The organism is Oceanobacillus sp. CF4.6, assembly GCF_051262635.1.
GTDB lineage: Bacteria > Bacillota > Bacilli > Bacillales > Amphibacillaceae > Oceanobacillus.
Genome location: NZ_JBIMEX010000005.1, coordinates 115,724 through 134,039 on the forward strand (window position 1 = coordinate 115,724; position 18,316 = coordinate 134,039).

The 18,316-nt window shown below is 36.9% G+C and carries 17 protein-coding genes and 2 pseudogenes; 4 read left to right on the top strand and 15 right to left on the bottom strand.

All coding sequences use genetic code 11. From position 1 onward, the window contains the following. Nucleotides 1-29: 29 nt before the first annotated feature. Nucleotides 30-1,577: an L-glutamate gamma-semialdehyde dehydrogenase gene (pruA, locus tag ACHABU_RS09960; protein ID WP_435764683.1), complete on the bottom strand. Its 1,548-nt coding sequence runs from the start codon at nucleotides 1,575-1,577 to the stop codon at nucleotides 30-32. Nucleotides 1,578-1,857: 280 nt separating this feature from the next. Between pruA and ACHABU_RS09965 the strand changes: the two genes are divergently transcribed. Next, nucleotides 1,858-3,231: a sigma-54 interaction domain-containing protein gene (locus ACHABU_RS09965; protein WP_435764684.1), complete on the top strand. Its 1,374-nt coding sequence runs from the start codon at nucleotides 1,858-1,860 to the stop codon at nucleotides 3,229-3,231. Between the two features lie 122 nt (nucleotides 3,232-3,353). Here ACHABU_RS09965 and ACHABU_RS09970 read toward each other — a convergent pair whose 3' ends face one another. Next, nucleotides 3,354-4,103 (bottom strand): hypothetical protein, encoded by a 750-nt coding sequence (locus tag ACHABU_RS09970; RefSeq protein ID WP_435764685.1) that lies wholly within the window; start codon nucleotides 4,101-4,103, stop codon nucleotides 3,354-3,356. Nucleotides 4,104-4,358: 255 nt separating this feature from the next. Here ACHABU_RS09970 and ACHABU_RS09975 point away from each other — a divergent pair, with 255 nt between their 5' ends. Continuing rightward, nucleotides 4,359-4,904, top strand: coding sequence for a hypothetical protein (locus tag ACHABU_RS09975; RefSeq protein ID WP_435764686.1), 546 nt, complete (start codon nucleotides 4,359-4,361; stop codon nucleotides 4,902-4,904). A gap of 55 nt (nucleotides 4,905-4,959) precedes the next feature. After that, the gene (locus ACHABU_RS09980; protein WP_435764687.1) at nucleotides 4,960-6,489 is read left to right on the top strand and encodes a flotillin family protein; all 1,530 of its coding nucleotides are present in this window, start codon (nucleotides 4,960-4,962) and stop codon (nucleotides 6,487-6,489) included. 41 nt (nucleotides 6,490-6,530) lie between these two features. Here the strand turns inward: ACHABU_RS09980 and cyoE are convergent, their stop codons facing one another. The 4 genes and pseudogenes from cyoE to ACHABU_RS10000 all read right to left on the bottom strand — a co-directional run bounded on the left by cyoE (nucleotide 6,531) and on the right by ACHABU_RS10000 (nucleotide 9,669). Then, a complete protein-coding gene (gene cyoE / locus ACHABU_RS09985; protein ID WP_435764688.1) occupies nucleotides 6,531-7,469 on the bottom strand; it encodes a heme o synthase in 939 nt (312 codons plus the stop codon). A 202-nt stretch (nucleotides 7,470-7,671) separates the two neighbouring features. Further along, nucleotides 7,672-8,798 (bottom strand): annotated as a pseudogene (locus ACHABU_RS09990) (TIGR04053 family radical SAM/SPASM domain-containing protein). A 129-nt stretch (nucleotides 8,799-8,927) separates the two neighbouring features. Continuing rightward, a complete protein-coding gene (locus ACHABU_RS09995) occupies nucleotides 8,928-9,167 on the bottom strand; it encodes a DUF2249 domain-containing protein (protein ID WP_435764689.1) in 240 nt (79 codons plus the stop codon). Between the two features lie 79 nt (nucleotides 9,168-9,246). After that, entirely contained in the window at nucleotides 9,247-9,669 is a 423-nt protein-coding gene (locus tag ACHABU_RS10000; RefSeq protein WP_435764690.1) for a cytochrome C oxidase subunit II, read from the bottom strand. 173 nt (nucleotides 9,670-9,842) lie between these two features. Between ACHABU_RS10000 and ACHABU_RS10005 the strand changes: the two genes are divergently transcribed. Then, nucleotides 9,843-10,535 carry a Crp/Fnr family transcriptional regulator gene (locus ACHABU_RS10005; RefSeq protein WP_435764691.1) on the top strand — a complete coding sequence of 231 codons (693 nt, stop codon included), beginning with the start codon at nucleotides 9,843-9,845 and terminating at the stop codon, nucleotides 10,533-10,535. A gap of 564 nt (nucleotides 10,536-11,099) precedes the next feature. Here the strand turns inward: ACHABU_RS10005 and ACHABU_RS10010 are convergent. From ACHABU_RS10010 to ACHABU_RS10050, 9 genes and pseudogenes are all read right to left on the bottom strand, one after another. Then, a complete protein-coding gene (locus ACHABU_RS10010) occupies nucleotides 11,100-11,657 on the bottom strand; it encodes a hypothetical protein (RefSeq protein ID WP_435764692.1) in 558 nt (185 codons plus the stop codon). Between the two features lie 3 nt (nucleotides 11,658-11,660). Continuing rightward, nucleotides 11,661-12,293: an SCO family protein gene (locus ACHABU_RS10015; protein WP_435764693.1), complete on the bottom strand. Its 633-nt coding sequence runs from the start codon at nucleotides 12,291-12,293 to the stop codon at nucleotides 11,661-11,663. A 112-nt stretch (nucleotides 12,294-12,405) separates the two neighbouring features. After that, on the bottom strand, nucleotides 12,406-14,082 hold the full coding sequence (locus tag ACHABU_RS10020) for a cbb3-type cytochrome c oxidase subunit I (protein WP_435764694.1): 1,677 nt from the start codon (nucleotides 14,080-14,082) through the stop codon (nucleotides 12,406-12,408). 17 nt (nucleotides 14,083-14,099) lie between these two features. Next, on the bottom strand, nucleotides 14,100-14,567 hold the full coding sequence (locus ACHABU_RS10025; RefSeq protein WP_435764695.1) for a cytochrome c oxidase subunit II: 468 nt from the start codon (nucleotides 14,565-14,567) through the stop codon (nucleotides 14,100-14,102). A 13-nt stretch (nucleotides 14,568-14,580) separates the two neighbouring features. Continuing rightward, a complete protein-coding gene (locus tag ACHABU_RS10030) occupies nucleotides 14,581-14,736 on the bottom strand; it encodes a hypothetical protein (protein ID WP_435764696.1) in 156 nt (51 codons plus the stop codon). Nucleotides 14,737-14,967: 231 nt separating this feature from the next. Continuing rightward, the gene (locus ACHABU_RS10035; protein WP_435764697.1) at nucleotides 14,968-15,339 is read right to left on the bottom strand and encodes a cupin domain-containing protein; all 372 of its coding nucleotides are present in this window, start codon (nucleotides 15,337-15,339) and stop codon (nucleotides 14,968-14,970) included. 3 nt (nucleotides 15,340-15,342) lie between these two features. Then, nucleotides 15,343-15,528, bottom strand: a pseudogene (locus ACHABU_RS10040) (helix-turn-helix domain-containing protein); the annotation flags it as partial. Nucleotides 15,529-15,737: 209 nt separating this feature from the next. Next, nucleotides 15,738-16,643 (bottom strand): hydroxymethylglutaryl-CoA lyase, encoded by a 906-nt coding sequence (locus ACHABU_RS10045; protein ID WP_435764698.1) that lies wholly within the window; start codon nucleotides 16,641-16,643, stop codon nucleotides 15,738-15,740. Between the two features lie 336 nt (nucleotides 16,644-16,979). Then, nucleotides 16,980-18,191 carry a D-alanyl-D-alanine carboxypeptidase family protein gene (locus ACHABU_RS10050; protein WP_435764699.1) on the bottom strand — a complete coding sequence of 404 codons (1,212 nt, stop codon included), beginning with the start codon at nucleotides 18,189-18,191 and terminating at the stop codon, nucleotides 16,980-16,982. Nucleotides 18,192-18,316: the final 125 nt, after the last annotated feature.

Below are 18,316 nucleotides of genomic sequence, written 5' to 3' on the forward strand. Positions count from 1 at the left end.
TTTGTACTCGCCGCATATAATCAGTAAAATTAGAATGTTTCAGATACAACTTTAGCTTCCAGAAAATGTTGCAAATAATCCGGTCCTCCAGCTTTTGAATCTGTGCCAGACATTTTAAAACCTCCAAAAGGCTGGTAACCAACAATAGCCGCTGTACAACCACGGTTGAAATATAGATTGCCTACATGGAATTCATGACGGGCACGATTTAAATGTTTACGATTATTGGAAATAACGGCACCTGTAAGACCATATTCTGTATTGTTGGCAATTTCCAATAGCTCATCAAAGTCCCCCGCTTTCGTAAACCCAACAACTGGTCCAAATATTTCCTCCTGCATAATTCTAGCTTTCGGATCGAGATCTTTGAAAATAGTTGGAGAAATAAAGAAACCTTTTGAATCATCAGTTTCCCCACCATATACAAGTTCTCCTTCGTTTTTACCAATCTCTATATAGTCTTTAATTTTTTCAAATTGTTTTTGATTTACTACTGCACCCATATAGAAATTTTCTTCTGATGGGTTACCAACAGTTAATTCTTTCGTCAGTTCAATTGATTTTTCAAGTACTTCATCATAAACATCTTTATGAATAACGGCTCTAGAGCAGGCAGAACATTTCTGACCGGAGAAGCCGAACGCAGAATTTACAATTGCATCTGCTGCCAAATCAAGATCTGCATCCTGATCCACAATAATGGTATCTTTTCCACCCATTTCAGCAACAACCCGTTTCAGGAACTGCTGACCTTCTTGGACTTTTGCAGCCCTTTCAATAATACGTGTACCTGTTGCACGTGAACCAGTAAAATTGATGAAGTGTGTGTCCTTATGATCAACAAGATAATCTCCAATTTCTGCTGGGTCACCAGGGACAAAGTTAAGGACACCTTTTGGTAAACCTGCTTCTTCCAGTACCTCAACCAATTTATATGCAATAACCGGTGTATTTTCAGATGGCTTCAATAGTACTGGATTACCAGCTACGATTGGAGCAGCTACCGTACCAGCTACGATTGCAAATGCAAAGTTCCATGGTGGAATGGTTACACCTGGTCCCATAGGTTGATAGAAATAGTCATTATGTTCAGCTTCATGGTCAACCAATTTTTTCCCTTGTCCAAGTTCAATCATTTGGCGTGCATAATATTCAAGAAAATCAATACCTTCTGCTGTATCACCATCAGCCTGGTTCCAAGGTTTCCCAGCGTCATAAACAAGCCATGCTGAAAATTCATGTTTACGACGACGAATGATTCCCGCTGCACGATACAAAACATCCGCACGTTCTTTCGGAGTCCATTTTTTCCATGTCTTAAAAGCCTCAAGTGCTGATTCAAATGCTTGATCAACATGTTCCTTCGTTGCTTTAGAAACTTTCCCAACAACTTGCTCTTTATTGGAAGGGCTTACAGAAACAAGTTTATCATCCGTAAAAATTTTCTCACCATTGATCACCAATGGATATTCCTTGCCTAGATCTCCCTTAACGAGTTCCAGTGCTGCTTCAAATTCTTTACGGTTCCTATCATCATTAAAATCTGTAAATGGTTCATGCTTAAATGGCAATACCAATATAAAAACCTCCTTGATTATCTTCGTTTGCGAATGTAGTACAGTTACAACTTATAAAACCTTTCACTCTTATATAGCAAAAGTCATGCCAACATTTATATGAACCACAAAAAAGGATTCTATAAGTCTGATCACTCCCCTGAAAAAAAGTTTTAGCAATATCAAAGTAGAAAAAATCGTGTAAAAAGTCTGATAATATGTGTAAAGTTTGTTTACATTATTGTAAAACGCCTATACAATTATATTTACAGAAGTTTTTACACTTTGTGAGGTGAACATCATGCTTAATAACCTATATTATTTAGAAGCCGTACTAGCTGCAGAAGATGATGCAATTACAATAGTTAGTAGTAATATGGAAGTAATCTTCTGGAATGAAGCAGCTGTTCAAACGTATAATATCGATCGAGTCGATATTATCAATAAACCAATAAATGAATTCTTTCATAACGATGATTTAATGGTTTTCAAGGTTCTTAAAACAAAAGAGCCTGTTAAAAATGTTTACCACCGGCCTCGTAAAGATAAACATGTTGTCGTTAACGCGGTTCCCATTATCGATCATAAAGGTCAGTTAATTGGCGCCTTATCAGTAGAAAGGGATATTACACAAATTGTAAAACTAAACAATAACCTGGAAACTACTTCCGCTGAATTGGATGAATTAAGACAAAAGGTCTACACAAATACAGAGGAAACTCCTTTTACGAAATTAGTAGGAAACAGTCTTCCATTAAAGCAAACGGTCCGAATTGCACATAAAGCTGCTAAATCTGATGCCACAACCTTAATACTTGGAGAAAGCGGCACAGGAAAGGAAGTATGTGCCAGAGCCATTCATGAAACGAGCGACCGCAGCATAGGGCCGTTTATACCTGTTAACTGTGGAGCTATACCAAGTGCCTTATTTGAAAGTGAACTTTTTGGCTATGAAGGTGGATCATTCACCGGTGCAGAGAAGAGAGGAAAAGCTGGAAAAATTGAAATGGCAGATGGCGGCACCCTTTTTTTGGACGAAGTTGGCGAACTACCACTGGAGATGCAGGTGAAATTACTGCGTGTACTGCAGGAAAATAGTGTTTACCGAATTGGTGACTCCAAAGGAAAGACCATCAATGTGCGGTTTATCGCGGCTACTAACCAAAACCTTGAGCAACTTATGGAAGGAAAAAGTTTCAGATCGGATTTATTTTATCGATTAAATGTAATTCAACTGACAATGCCACCTCTCCGAGACAGAATTGACGATATAAATGAACTATCAGAAATGTTCCTAAAGCAGTTTGCTTCCAAGTACCAAGTTCCCATTCCAGAAATTGACCCGGATGCATTTAACATGCTCCTTCAATATAATTGGCCAGGCAATATTCGGGAACTACGCAATTTAATGGAGCGTATCATCATTCTTACCGATGAGGCGAAGATTACGAAAGAAGATCTTTTAAGTTATCTACCTAGTGCTTCTCCCACCTGGAAAAATGCAGAGCCAGAACAAAGCAATACCATTCCTAACGAAAAGAAAAATTTGGAAATACAGCTAATTGAGAAAACCTTGAAAGAAACAAATGGGAATAAATCAGACGCCGCTAAAAGATTAGGAATATCCAGGGTGACGCTTTACAATAAAATGAGGAAGTATGGAATTTGGAAATAAAGAGAGCTGAATGGAGCTCTTTTTATTTCCAAGTAAGAAAGTATAAAACTTTCTTACTTGCATAAGTGCAACTAAAGCATTCGCCCAAAGGCTTAGGCAGTTGCCAAGTTTTCTAATAATTATTATTTTGGATAAGGTGGTACATCCCCTCCATTCCCAGCCGCTGACAAGACCCCTCGTTCCACTTCGTACGAAAGATACCAGGTACCCGCCTCTTCTCCTTTTTCCCAGCTTTCCGTAAAAACAATTAGATACTCTTCTTTTGCAATTTCTTCTGCGCTCGTTTCTCTTATTACTTGATAACCGTTAATCACGCCCTGCCATTTTCCAATTTCTTTTGGAAAGGAATCCGTTGCAGTCCCTTCCCCCTGTGTTGCAAATTCAACTGCATCCTCCACTTTAAATGGTGGTTCCGGCGGGGTGATTATTTCTAAGAATGCCCACGGTATCGCATACAATAGGACAAGCGAAACAGTAACTGTAATCAGTGACTTCTCTTTAAATTGCTTTTTATCTAATATCCTGTCTACCGCTCCATACATTAATGCTGCGAGCGCCCCAAATAGCCCCATCATCCAACTTAACGTAAACAATCCAAACAGCAGTCCAAAAATCCCATGTATACCGATGTATAGACTTGTTGACTGTTTAAACCATTTTAAGTGAACATATTCCAAGACACCTGAAATGAATCCACCATATATAAGAATGATCATACCGGAATAGATTATGTATACGACAGACCACCCCAGAAAATCATTTCCCATGTGATAACTTTGCTCAAACCTTGTCACACCAATAAAGCTTAAAATGAGGGAAATAACTAATGTTGAAACAATTGTAGAAATCAATTTTCTGTAAATAAATCTCATAAACACACCCTATTTCATACATAATATTTTACAAGTAGTTGATATCAAGAAAGATTTCGAATATATTTAATATGTATGATTTTTTATCTATTTGCAACACTTACTTAATTTTAGATATTCAACACCTCATCACGAACACTTTCACAGTATCGTTCACTAAAAATTAAAATTATCCTAATTTTATGAAACCATTTACATGAAAAAATCGTATGTAAGTTAGAAGGCCCTTTAATTACATGTAAAGGATGGATGCATATGACAATTTTCGGTTATCCAGTGGAGAGCCTTTATTTAATAATGCTTGTTATCGCTGGACTCTTAACTGTTCTGTATATTTTTTTTGGTGATATCGCTGAAGGAATTGGCGGAGTTTTTAGTTTTCTGAATCCTGCTCTTATTCTAGCATTTATTACAATCTTCTCAGCATCCGGTTATGTGCTAGAATTTATTACTTCCTTTTCCAGTGTTACGATTATCCTTATTTCCATCTTGATCGCCTTTATTTTAGATGCTCTATTGAATGTTTTTGTCCTCATTCCGATGTCTTCTGCCGAGGAATCGCTTAGCTATACAGAGGAATCATTAAAAGGTCGAGTAGGAAAAATTATTATTCCTGTCCCCCAAAACGGCTTTGGAGAAATCGTAATTGAAAGTAATAGCGGTAGGATTTCAAAAACTGCTGCAAGCTATGAAAATAAAATAATCAAAGAGGGTCAACACGTTTTGGTGATAGAGGTAGAGAATAGTGTATTATACGTCGTACCTTATGAAAATGATTTGGATTATAAATACTCTGGTTAAACACTTATCAAATGATAAGTATTTTAATAAAAAAGTAGAATAAGGGGGAAACAAAATGACGGTAATATGGATTGTTATTGGGATTGCAGTATTTTTATTAATTGCACTTATTGGTGTTTTTGTTACAAAATATCGTACTGCAGGTCCTGACGAAGCACTAATCGTAACAGGCAGCTATCTCGGTGGAAAAAATGTCCATGTGGATGAATCTGGAAATAAAATTAAAATAATTCGGGGTGGCGGTACATTCGTCCTACCGGTTTTCCAGCAGGCAGAACCATTAAGTTTACTATCTAGCAAGTTAGAGGTAACCACACCTGAAGTCTATACGGAACAAGGTGTTCCAGTGATGGCGGACGGAACAGCAATTATTAAAATCGGTGGTTCCATCAGTGAAATTGCAACTGCTGCAGAACAATTTCTGGGAAAATCAAAAGCAGATCGTGAAAACGAAGCAAAAGAAGTACTTGAAGGCCATCTTCGTTCCATTCTTGGTTCAATGACTGTCGAAGAAATCTATAAGAATCGCGACAAATTTTCTCAGGAAGTACAACGTGTTGCTTCCCAGGACTTAGCTAAAATGGGGCTTATTATTGTTTCCTTCACCATTAAGGACGTAAAGGATAAGAATGGTTATCTGGATTCCTTAGGTAAACCAAGAATTGCTCAAGTAAAACGAGATGCGGACATCGCTACCGCTGAAGCTGATAAAGAAACACGAATTAAACGAGCTCAAGCGGCAAAAGAAGCACAAAAGTCAGAACTGGAACGCGCAACTGAAATTGCAGAAGCTGAAAAAGAGAATCAACTAAAAACAGCAGAATATCGTCGGGAACAGGATATCGCAAAGGCACGTGCCGATCAGGCATACGACTATGAAACCGCCCGCGCCAAACAACAAGTAACAGAACAGGAAATGCAAATTAAAATCATTGAACGTCAAAAACAAATTGAATTGGAAGAAAAAGAGATTCTTCGCCGTGAGAAACAATATGACTCAGAAGTTAAAAAGAAAGCAGATGCCGATCGTTATGCGGTGGAACAGGCAGCTGTAGCTGATAAAGCGAAGCAATTTGCTGCTGCTGATGCGAACCAATACAGAATTGAAGCAGAAGCAAGAGCAGAAGCGGAACAAGTACGTGCTGCTGGTCTTGCCAAGGCAGATTCTACAAGGGCTCAAGGTGAATCCGAAGCAGAAATTATTCGCCTGACTGGTCTTGCCGAAGCAGAAGCAAAAGAAAAAATTGCCGAAGCATTTGACCAATTTGGGCAAGCAGCAATTCTGGATATGGTAATGAAGATGCTCCCTGAATATGCGAAAGAAGTGGCAAGTCCACTTGCAAATATTGACAAAATTACTGTTGTTGACACCGGAAGCAGTGGGACAGATGGTGGAGCCAATAAAGTTACCGGCTACGCAACCAATCTTATGTCCACCTTACAGGAATCATTAAAAGCTTCCTCAGGAATTGATGTAAAAGAATTACTTGAAAACATAACAGGTAAAGATCAATTACCTAACGATTTTGACTCTAACCGTATAAAGTATGAAAATGAGAAAGATACAGAAGTGGAAAGCAAATAAAATGAAGGAACAATCCTGTTACTATGGATTGTTCCTTTCCATTAATTTCCAAATAATGGTGATGTCAATATTACCATCAGAAAAAATAGTATATTTAAATAATTAACCGAATAAAGAAAGTTCATATGTGCCCATTTCCAATTATCTTCTATAAAAAACCCTCTCACACATAATACTATCCAACCGATAGTTAATAATGAGCTAATTACAATAAAAACAATACCAAGCGGATAAAGAAGAAACGGCAATGGTAGAAGGCATGTAATATAAATCAGCATCTGCCGTTTCGTGATTGCTATACCGTGTACGACAGGCAACATCGCCACTCCCGCTGCTTTATATTCATCGTATTTTTTTATGGCAATTGCGAAGGTATGTGGAATCTGCCAAATAAATAACAACAAGAATAAAACAATTGGAACCGGATGGATTGCTGTATCTAATGCTGCCCAGCCAATCAGCGGTGTTACTGCACCAGAGACACTTCCAATCACAGTATTCAACGTATATCTTCGTTTGGACCACATGGAGTATAGAACGACATACGTAAACCAACCAATAACACCATATAATGTAGCTTCCATCGTTGTAAAAAGTAATAAAATGAACCCAATTACAGAAGTTGCAATCCCCGCATTTAAGACAGCTTTAAGCGAAAAATTTCCAGTTACAGTAGGGCGTCCCTTTGTCCGTTCCATCACTTTATCAATATCTGCATCATACCAATTATTGAGAATCAGTGCTCCAGCCATAATAAAAGTTCCCCCTGCCATGGTAAGAAGGAAAAGTCCCCAATGTTCAGCAAATGAACGATCATTGAAATAAAGCGCAAGCCAGAAACCGACAAACACGGGAAGAACATTTGCAATTAAAACACGGAGTTTGATAAGGGATGTTACATCCGAGATTAGCTTTGAACTCTGTTTGGGAGTATTATTTTTTGGTAGCTTCTGTGAAGAAGCTATTTCTTTACTTTTCAATCTTTACCACCCTTTGTAACTATTCATTCGAGATGATTTACTATTCATCAAAAAATCCTCTAATTTTCTCTATACTCTAACACAATACGTACTTAATTTCTTTTCATTCCAGTAATTTTGGGTTTTTATTTATACATTCAGATCGCCGATTATTAAGAAAAGCCAAGCAACTGATGCCTGGCTTTTCGTATTATATTACGATTTATATCGTTTGCTTCTTCCCGCGCATTGCTCTAGGAATATACACACAATACGGTTCACTTTCCATGTAATCTCCTGTAACATTATAGGCTCTTGATCTTGAACCTCCACATACATTTCGGAATTCACATACTCCACATTTCCCTTTATATTTATCAGGATCTCGTAAATTCTTAAATATTTCAGATTCACGGTAAATATTTGCTAATGGTGTTTGACGAACGTTTCCCGCCTTGATTGGTAATAACCCACTCGGAAACACATCACCAGTATGAGAAATAAACACAAACCCATTGCCATCGTTTACTCCTTTTGGTGCTCGTCCGAGTCCATCAATCTGACCGGTCTTCCCATTATCCAAAGCATCTTGGTAAAAGATATGCTCTTTATCACTCATTCCCTTATGTTCGCGCATTTTATTCTGAATGACAACTCGGCGGTAATGTTGTCCAGCAGTAGTTTTGATATCAAAGAGTACCCTTTTAGATAATTGATATAACCATCTGAAAACACGCTCATGCTCGACGGCTGATATCATATCCGTTTCTTTTCCTCTTCCTGTTGGAACGAGAAAAAATAAACTCCACAATACACAATTAAGCTTTTCCACCATTTCAGCCATTTCATCTAAGTATTCATAATTATATCTAGAAATTACGGTATTGATTTGTAATGGCATCTCTAATTCATGTAAGTAATTTATGGCATTCATCGTTAAATCAAAGGAACCTTCTGTACCGCGGAAGTGATCATGTATCTCTTTGCAATGGCCATCAATACTAATGCCCATCTAGAAAGCCCAATATCCTTTGCCTTCTTCATTGCATCTTTCGTCACATTCGGAGTAGCAGAAGGAGTCATGGAAACACGGACACCTTTTTTAACAGCATACTCTGCAATTTCAAATACATCCGGACGCTCCAGTGGATCTCCACCAGTAAAAACAAGCATTGGATTATCCATTTCATATATATCATCGATTAACGTTTTTCCTTCTTCAAAAGTTAACTCCAATGGATGACGATGATGCTGTGCCTCAGCTCTGCAATGCAGGCATTGTAATTGACATGCACGGGTTAATTCCCAAATTACGATAAATGGATTTTCATTATAATCTCGGTGAAACATATAATTCCTCCATTTCTACATCTACTTTACATTTTAAATTTCTTCCGTGAAAATAGATGATGTGATATTTTTAATTAATTAAAGGATAAAAAAATCCTTAAACATTGCATTTAAGGATTTTCCTTCGTATCACTTTTTACCTATTGCAACACGCCAACGTTCAGGACCTTCCTCAAGATATTCCCAGGAAAATGTACTTTCCCTTTCCATCATAAACTGATATTGCAATGGTTTTGGATCATGGTCATTGGATAGGTGCATATACTCTCCAGGATTTAACCTATCAAAAACTTCAAAAATTCGCGGATGACGGATTCTTGGTTCTATATCTGGTGCATGTAATTTTGTGGTGAACTCAATATCGTTCATTATGTTAACCCCCTGTATTTTTGATATTTGTTCTAGATTTCTATTTTTAAAATATAATATAGTCGTGATCGTCCATAGATTATAGAACTACGATTGTTGCAGTCATTTCTTCATGTCCATCGCCACAGAAAACATTGCAGTATATAACATATTCCCCTGGTTCTTCCGGCACAAAGACCGCCTCTCCATCACCTTGAATATTTACATCCAACTCATCAATGGAAATACCATGGTTACCTTCTTCATTCACAAGTGTTATCGTAACTTCCTCACCAGACTGTACAACATATTCTTGCTTGTCGAAATCAAAATTAGTTAATGTCATAACTACATCATTATTGGTTTCTGTTTCAGTGCTTTCTCCAGAAGCTTCCGTCTGTTCTGTAGTTTCTGTATCTGTATTATCTGTCGTATCATTTTCCGTGCTATTGTCCTCTCCTCCACAAGCTGCAAGCAGTAACATAAAACCTACTAAAATACTAACCAATAAACTTTTTTTCATAATAAGTACCCTCCTGGTTTCTTTTTTTGCTAACACATATATCATAATGCTATTATAAAGCTGTGTATGTGAGCGTGAGCATAGATTGCTGTGATTTTCGTCACACTACCTACTTATTAGAAATGATAGAATTGCATTATAGAACATATACATAATTCAAAGGAGTGATCTCCATGTATCCAGGTTCAATAAAGGAGCTTCTACAGCGCTTTACTTTGTTTAAAAATTTAACAGATTTTGAAATGGAACCTATTATAGACTTAGCAAAAAATCGAATGTTTCGTCAAGGTACACATATTTTTATGCAAGGAGATCCATTAACAAATGTATACTTTATCCATCAAGGTAAAGTAAAAATATATCGATCAGATATGCATGGGAAAGAACAAATCGTCAATATCCTTAATGTAGGAGAAATGTTTCCACATCAAGGCTTTTTCCGCAAAGATAATTATCCTGCACATGCTGAAGTATTGGAAGATGCCATTTTAATATATATTCCTATCCATTTGTTTGAAAACTTCCTTATAACAAATCCAGAAATCTGTATTAAATTATTTAAAGTTTTGGGAGATAGAATTGTAGACTTGCAAAACCGGCTAGAAGAAAAGATTCTACATAATACGTACGAACAAATCATATTGCTTTTACTCCGTCTGGCAAAGTCCAATGGAAAGGAAATTGCCATCAATCAAATCTCTATAACTTCACAGTTTACCAATAAAGAGTTAGCAAATATGATAGGTTCTAGTCGTGAAACGGTCAGCAGAACACTGACACAGTTGAAAAAGAACAACTTAATTAAAAATGATAAAGGCGGAAATATCATTGTGAATATGAAGGAATTACAAGAAGAATTGTTTTAACCATTTGAAGAAAAACCGAATGATAAAGTAGCTTATCATTCGGTTTTTCTTGTACGGGCTGAGATTTCTACAAATAAAGCGGAAAACCATATGTGCACAACTAATATCATTTGACGAATTTCCCAGACCATGCTGATCAGTCCTTTTCAAAAAATACCTTTTGTGAATCTACTGCGTTATTCTTAAAAAGTAGACCTTGTTCCGTTATATCCACTATTTGTTATTTTCCTAGGTGTCTTATGTGTCTTCTCAAGAATAAGTGAATAATTATAATCAATAGCCTTTTTATATACAAAGGGGAAGAAACAAATTTCATTGTGCCATATGGAAAAGAGGCAATGATTAGTTATAAAGTCTATCAACTAAAAAACGGTCATGTTGACAACCAATTTTTAATTGACTTTTATAATTCGATTGAGGTAAGTACGTATGGAGGAAATTAGAAACAAACCTATTACGAAGGAGATTCCATTGGATACGGTAACATACAATACTGTATAAATCATTATGACTCTAAAGCCAAAACGCTCAGGATTATTTTTTAAAAAAGTAGTAAGGAATCTCCTATTCATATTCTGTTTCATCAATAAATAGCGTTTGGATAAAGTAGATAAGGATACATGCTGCAAGGAATACAAATCCCCAACCTAATGTTTTTTGCTCAATGATCAGGTAGTTATTGCATAGTTGATTTGGTGAAGCTATATATAACCAAGCCATAAAGCCAAAAACAATGCTTAAGCTAACATAGATACTATTTTTACCGCGGGCTCCGAGTTTCTTCCAACTATCCCGTAACGGTACTCCCGCTAAAAATGGCAGACTTATAAACTTAAAGATTTCTACTGCAGGTATAGTCAGTGCTTCATCCATTGTTCTAGGCATCATCCAGTATAGTACGATAATCATGAATAATAGGATTCCAGGAACTCCATTACTGTTCCATTTTGTAAATAGATTTGGAAACTTCTTTTGGAAAAATGGTGTCATGAGCATACCTGCTATAACAAACAAAGGCATCTGCATATGCATGTGAATAGCCATAATAGACTCTGCCAGTGCAGTAACTGGGGGGAGCATTAGAAAAATATATAATACGAGACCATAAACTGCCTGTTTCATCATCTATTCCCCCACTTCTGTTTCCAAGATTGATATAATTTTTTCTGTTGCACCTTCAATTTCTGTATAGTCCATTACTTCAACTAAAATACCATTGGGATCTACTAAATAAAATGCGGAATTATGCTGGAAATTTCCATTTTTATCAGGAATAACGATTACACCAAATTCGTCCAATAAATCATCGAGTTCGTTCTGGTCTTCGATTCTGGCCATCCTCCATATCTCCCCACCACTATTAAAGTACGAACGGTACTTTTCTAATGTAGCTGGATCATCTCTTTCCGGATCGAAGCTGATACTAAGAAATACAATATCTTCACCTATATATTGTTCTGGAATATTGTTAAAAACCTGTGCCATATTTAATTCAAGTTCCGGACATACATCCGTACATGCTGTGTAAATAAAGGTTAGCATGACATATTTTCCTTCGAACTCTGTAAATGGATATACCCTCTCTTTACTATCTTCCAAGGTTACTTCAGGGAAGACTGGATTTTCTTCCATTAATTTATTAATCCTGGCTGTTTCCACAGTGTAGGCTTGAAATCCGTCCGTACCAATGAAAAATAAAGCAACACCAAAAATAATAACAATACTAATTGCTAAGCTATTTGGATTATTTTTGATCATTGTAATCACGTCCTAGATTTGATTTGCTCCCTTTTTAAACAGAAGAGATAGTCAGTCACTAAGGGTGAGACTATCTCTAACTTGTGGTGTTTAAATCAGTACGCTTTCTCGCTTACCAAGTTCTAAATGGTGGGGAACCAGGAGGCGCATTTAAAATTAAATCCACTAAAGGTATTACATAGCCCATTGAGATAACTGCTATTGCTATGATTACCCAAAGTCCCCAACGTTCCGTCCATTTTGGTGTTACGGAAGCGTTATCCTCTGGTTCTGCAATCGGAAATTCCGTATTCCCTTTAGGTGCGAAGAACATGAGATTGAAAACAATATATACCATGAGGATAACTCCTAAGAATAATAGGGAACCTCCTATTGCCAGGAAGAACAGGTATGGATCCCAACTAAGTGCTGTTGCATTATCTCCATAGGTTGTATAGGAAGTTCTTCTCGGAGAGCCCATAACTCCAACCCAATGCATTGATCCAGACATAAACAGCATACCTACTGTCCAGACAATCGTTTGGATAATACCTAATCGATTCATCTTTGGTGTTAACTCACGTTTTGTTAAATGTGGAATTAACCAGTACATTACTCCAAAGAAGGTTACTGCAACTGTAGTTCCGACTGTTAAATGGAAGTGACCGACAACCCATAATGAATTGTGGACAACCTGGTTTAATTGGTTGTTTGTTTGTGCAATTCCACCTGCTCCTGCTGGAATAAATGCGATCATCGCAATCATTGGCGCAAGGAATCTTACATCTTTCCATGGTAATTTTTTAACCCATCCTAACAAACCTTTTGCACCTTTCTTTCTTCCAGCACGTTCAAATACGGCAAACATGAAAAATGCTGTCATAAGGGATGGTAGTGAGATAGATAAACTCATAAATACGTGCATGAATTTTAGTCCTTCCGCAAATCCGGGATCTACGATTTGGTGATGGAATCCACCAGGAACATTCAATACTACAGATAAAATAACGACGAGACGAGCTAATGTATCACTGAACAATCTTCCACCGATTATCTTAGGTACAGTGACATACCATGCTGAAACAGCGATTAAATACCACACGTTAACGATGGTGTGACCAAAGCTCCAGAACAATGTTCTACTTAGCATGACATTAATTGTCTCTGTCCAGCCGAAAGCCCAAGGGATTAACATAAGCACTTCAGCGGTAACACCAAGACTACCAAGCAGTGTTAAAACGAATGCACCAACAGCAAAGTACGTCAATAAGGGCAAATGCTGGCCGCGGTTTCTTTTTTTCCAGTTAGCTGCATTCATAAATAAGCCTATTCCTGCTACCCAAATTCCTGCTACAAGAAATACCAATCCGATATAAAACCAAGGAGATGCTTGCATTGGCGGATAAAAGGTATACATAACGGACGCTTCACCCATTACAATGGTTGTCACTACGAATACAGTACCTGTTACGAGTAGTCCAAATGAAACCCAACCCATTTTTCTTACTTTAGGCAAGAGTCCTCCAAGGGTATGGGATAGTGCCGCATAGAAATAACCAATCATAAATAGTGTTGTAAATACCAGTACCAACAGTACTCCGTGTGCGGTTAAAATTTGATAATAATTAAGCCATGCAGGTAATTCTAGAAGCCCAGCTCTGTTAAGTCCTTGAAGCAATCCTAGTGTTCCTCCAATAAATAACACAATGAATGCCAACGAAAAATAAGTTAAAGAAAGACGTGAATCTTCTGTGTTTACACCTAAGGATTTATTTGTTTTCTCTATAAATGTGTTCTTCATTGCTTCCATGGTATTGCCTCCTTTCTTTATTTAACGGTTACTGTAGTTGCCATCATTTGATGTCCTGCACCACAATACTCATTACATAGAACTAAATATTCACCCGGTTCATCAAAAGTTTCCGTGATTTTTTGAATATGACCTGGTACTACCATTGCATTTACATTTGTTCCTGCAATTTGAAAACCATGAATAACATCTTTAGAAGTCATAGTAAAAGTTACCTCAGATCCAACAGGTACTTCGATTTTATCAGGCGTAAAACTGAATATTTGCAGTGTCATCACAACTTCATATTCATTTTCTCCTGTCTTGAAGACACCTGGATTATCAAATGGTGCTGTTTCATCTACTTTCTGTGGATCAATTGTTTCCGTATTACTTGGTGGCCCCATTCCCATAGCAAATGTTTGATATCCAGTAACTACCATGGAGAGAACAAGGATTCCGACTCCAAGAATTAGCCAAATCTCTTCGAAACGATGCATTTTCATATAATTACCTCCCTTAGACTCTTACCATATACGTAATGAATAGTAATAAAATAAAACCTACAATTCCGCCTCCAACAAAAACAATAGAAGAAAATAGTGCCCCTTTTAGTGAATTTACATCATCTTTATCTACGTTTTCTTCTTGAATTATTTTTTTTGTTGTCTCCATTTGATACTCACTCCTTTATGTTATTTCTTACTCTTATTCTATTCCTGAATTCGTTTTCACCTAGTGATGTAAATCACATCAAGCCTGTGACCTTCAACACAAAACCAAACACATATGACAAAAAAGTGAACAGTACCGAACACTGTCACTCCCCGGTTTTTGTCATTATTTGTCGAACACAAAAAGACAGCATACATAAATTATGTATGCTGTCTTTTCTACCTGCTTCATTTAAACCCGGTCGATAAAACAGGTTAATACCTGTGCTTCTTCATCATTTATTGGGATAAAAAGATGAGGTTTGGAACCTTGAAAATAGGCGCTATCCCCTTTTTCCATAAAGTGCTTTTCTCCATCATAGAGCAAGTGAATCGTACCTTCGAGTATGTAGATAAATTCATCCTGTGAATGCGTATAGGTTTTCTCCTGCCGTTGGTTGATCGTTTTTGGTGTTACATGGACAATGGTAGGTTCAATGCCACTATACTTCGAACGGTTAGCCAACAGCTCATAGGAATACCCCATACTTTCATCCCCGATTTTGGATTGCCGGTTTGAACCTTGCTGCAGCACCAGATCCTGTTCTGGATTGTCATCAAGCACCCAGGACAGCTGAACACCCAAGGCTTCACTAATTTTTGATAACGTCGCAATGGCAGATGCCGTTTGTCCATTTTCAATTTTTGATAATAAACTTTTGGAAATACCACATTCATCAGCAACTTGCTGCTGCGTTTTTTTGTTTCGTAAACGAATTTGCTTTATCTTTTTTCCGATATAATGAAGATCGATTGGAACTCAGTCCTTCCATCTAAAAATCATATGTATATTTTTTAATCATAGATTAGGCGCTGAATGTAGTCAAGAGAAGGTTTTTAAACAATACTTGAAAAATAGCAAGAGAACAATCCTATATGTAGAATTGTTCTCTAATCTGATTTTCTGCCCAAACATATCATTAACGAAAAGACCCATAAGCCAATATAACGTTTTTAAATTTTTTACTGCGCATTTGCAAAATAAGCGAGCGACCTACTAGGTAGAATTTTCCCTAGCTTGTTTTGGATATATATCCCTGCATCCTGAATCTTTTTCTCTTCGATACCTGTTTCGATTCCCAGTCCATGCAGGAGGTAAAGCACATCATTAGTTGCCACATTTCCTGCTGCTCCAGGCGCATATGGACAGCCTCCTAACCCACCGACAGTACTGTCAAAACGGTTTATACCATAATGCATGGATGTCATGATATTCGCAATTGCCATCCCTCTTGTATCATGAAAATGAAGGATTAGTTTTTCTTTTGGATAGTGTTTCATTAATACTTCCAGCAATTGTTCTACTTGTGTAGGTACAGCAGTCCCAATTGTATCTCCTAGCGAAAGGTCATCCACTCCTGATTCAAGCAATTTTTCACATACGCGAAGAACTTGTTCCGGCGAAATCCTTCCTTCATATGGACAATCAAACACCGTTGAAATATAACCCGTTACTCTTTTCCTGGTATTTTTTGCTTCTTTAACTACTTCATCGAGAACAGGAAACGTTTCATTTATTGTTTTATTTATGTTTTTTTGGTTATGCATTTCACTGGCCGACATAAAAACCGATGCACCATCAATACCTGCTTCCAACGCATATTCCAGCCCTTTCATATTTGGAACAAGCGCTGAATAAAGTACTTTCGGATTACGTCTTATTTTTTTCCCTACTTCTCTGGCATCCGATAAGGCCGGAATCATTTTCGGATTGACAAAGGATGTATATTCAATTTCACTTAAACCAGACTCTGAAAGCATATTAATCCAAGCAACTTTATCAGCTGAGGAAATCCACTTTTTTTCATTTTGTAATCCGTCACGGGCTCCAACTTCTTTAATTTGAACATACTCAGGTAATCGCGCCACTTTAAACCCTCCGTTCAATTTAGAAAATATTCTTACCAGTGTTGCAGTTTTTTCTATTGCAAGGAATGAATCCGTTTACATAATAATTTCTTAACGTTGCACTTTAGCAATATCTGCTTCATATACGCTAGATTTTTGCTATATATCTAGTGTATTCAATTATGTTTATTATAATTCAACTTTGTTGAATTAAGTATATAACAAATATTCAAACAATGTCAATGAAGTTAAAACATAATCTTTCCACGAAAAAACCTTCCTGATAGTATATGTATCAAGAAGGTTAACCTGTGTATGGCAATATTGAATTGTGTTATTCCTTGTACTATTTAGTAGTTAGAAATAATATCTTTTATTATTTCTAACTACATATTTTTTTCTGGATTTTTTTCGAATCCTGTTGAAGAAAACCACAATCAAGCCGACACCAAAAAGAATTAATATGTATGGTAGAACAGAGAATAACTTATCAAGTAGGCTTGTCTTTGTTTGATCGGAGGCTAATTGAGTTTCAACCTCTACACTTTCCTTATTTATTTCTTCTAGTTGAAAAGATGCTATTGTATCATTCTGACCTACAATCTTTAATGTTCCACTCTCATCAACTGTTTCACGAAACTTGTCATCCGGCGAATGCGTATAGGACAATCTCTTAGGTGCTACGTACTCCTGTTCATCAACAGTAAAAACAGATCCCTTTTCGATACTCGATGTGCTGAAATTTTCAAAACCGTAATCTAATAGTTCGATTGTATCTTTATAAGCTTCCTCATTGTAACTGCTCTTTAATGTTACAGCAACTAAATTTAAATCATCGTTTTCTGCTGTTGTAACAAGTGTGTAGCCCGAAAGAGATACAAATCCATTTTTCCCACCAGTTATACCATCATAGGGAATTTCATCTTTCACTAATTTATGATGTGTTCGGAGAGTAGTATCCCAGGTTTTACCATCCCATTCCATTTCCTTTGTACCAAAAATTTTCATAAATGCATCGTTTTTCATTGCATGTTGGGTTATTTTTGCCATATCTTCAGCTGTAGTAACATGTTCTTCGTCAAATAACCCATGTGGATTCTCAAAATTAGTTTGTTCCGTACCAATTACATTTGTTAAGTATACATTTAGATCATCAGAAAACTGTTCCACACTTCCACTCAAATGTTCGGCAATCGCAATTCCTGCATCATTGCCGGAATTAATTACTAATCCCTGAATCAACTTCTTTAATGTAACTTGCTCTCCTTCTTCCAAAAAGACAGTAGTCCCTTCCACATTTCGGGCACTGGCATTGCTACTAACCGTTACAATATCTTCCAGGTCTCCGTTCTCAATTGCAAAAATGGCTGTAGCGATTTTAGTTACACTTGCTGGATACATACGTTCATTTGCATTTTTTTCAAAAAGTATTTGACCCGAATTTGCCTCTAGCAGAATAGCAGCCTCACTATGTATTGTCGGAGATCCTGGCGATTCACCATGGACTTTCAAAGCGTTTATCATATTAACTGCTAGTATAACCGTGATTAATAGAACGATTTTTTTCATTATAACTACTCCATCTAAGATTTTTAAAGTACGTTCTATTTTAGAATAAAGGTACGGAATAAATATGTAAATACGATTGAAAACTTGTAATAAACACCTAACATTCCAGGTAATATATGGTAGAT

Bases quoted from the DNA above. Each gene is read 5' to 3' on its own strand.
- ACHABU_RS09965 (WP_435764684.1), top strand. From the start codon at position 1,858: ATGCTTAATAACCTATATTATTTAGAAGCCGTACTAGCTGCAGAAGAT.
- ACHABU_RS09970 (WP_435764685.1), bottom strand. From the start codon at position 4,103: ATGAGATTTATTTACAGAAAATTGATTTCTACAATTGTTTCAACATTA.
- ACHABU_RS09975 (WP_435764686.1), top strand. From the start codon at position 4,359: ATGACAATTTTCGGTTATCCAGTGGAGAGCCTTTATTTAATAATGCTT.
- ACHABU_RS09980 (WP_435764687.1), top strand. From the start codon at position 4,960: ATGACGGTAATATGGATTGTTATTGGGATTGCAGTATTTTTATTAATT.
- ACHABU_RS09995 (WP_435764689.1), bottom strand. From the start codon at position 9,167: ATGAACGATATTGAGTTCACCACAAAATTACATGCACCAGATATAGAA.
- ACHABU_RS10000 (WP_435764690.1), bottom strand. From the start codon at position 9,669: ATGAAAAAAAGTTTATTGGTTAGTATTTTAGTAGGTTTTATGTTACTG.
- ACHABU_RS10005 (WP_435764691.1), top strand. From the start codon at position 9,843: ATGTATCCAGGTTCAATAAAGGAGCTTCTACAGCGCTTTACTTTGTTT.
- ACHABU_RS10010 (WP_435764692.1), bottom strand. From the start codon at position 11,657: ATGAAACAGGCAGTTTATGGTCTCGTATTATATATTTTTCTAATGCTC.
- ACHABU_RS10015 (WP_435764693.1), bottom strand. From the start codon at position 12,293: ATGATCAAAAATAATCCAAATAGCTTAGCAATTAGTATTGTTATTATT.
- ACHABU_RS10020 (WP_435764694.1), bottom strand. From the start codon at position 14,082: ATGGAAGCAATGAAGAACACATTTATAGAGAAAACAAATAAATCCTTA.
- ACHABU_RS10025 (WP_435764695.1), bottom strand. From the start codon at position 14,567: ATGAAAATGCATCGTTTCGAAGAGATTTGGCTAATTCTTGGAGTCGGA.
- ACHABU_RS10030 (WP_435764696.1), bottom strand. From the start codon at position 14,736: ATGGAGACAACAAAAAAAATAATTCAAGAAGAAAACGTAGATAAAGAT.
- ACHABU_RS10050 (WP_435764699.1), bottom strand. From the start codon at position 18,191: ATGAAAAAAATCGTTCTATTAATCACGGTTATACTAGCAGTTAATATG.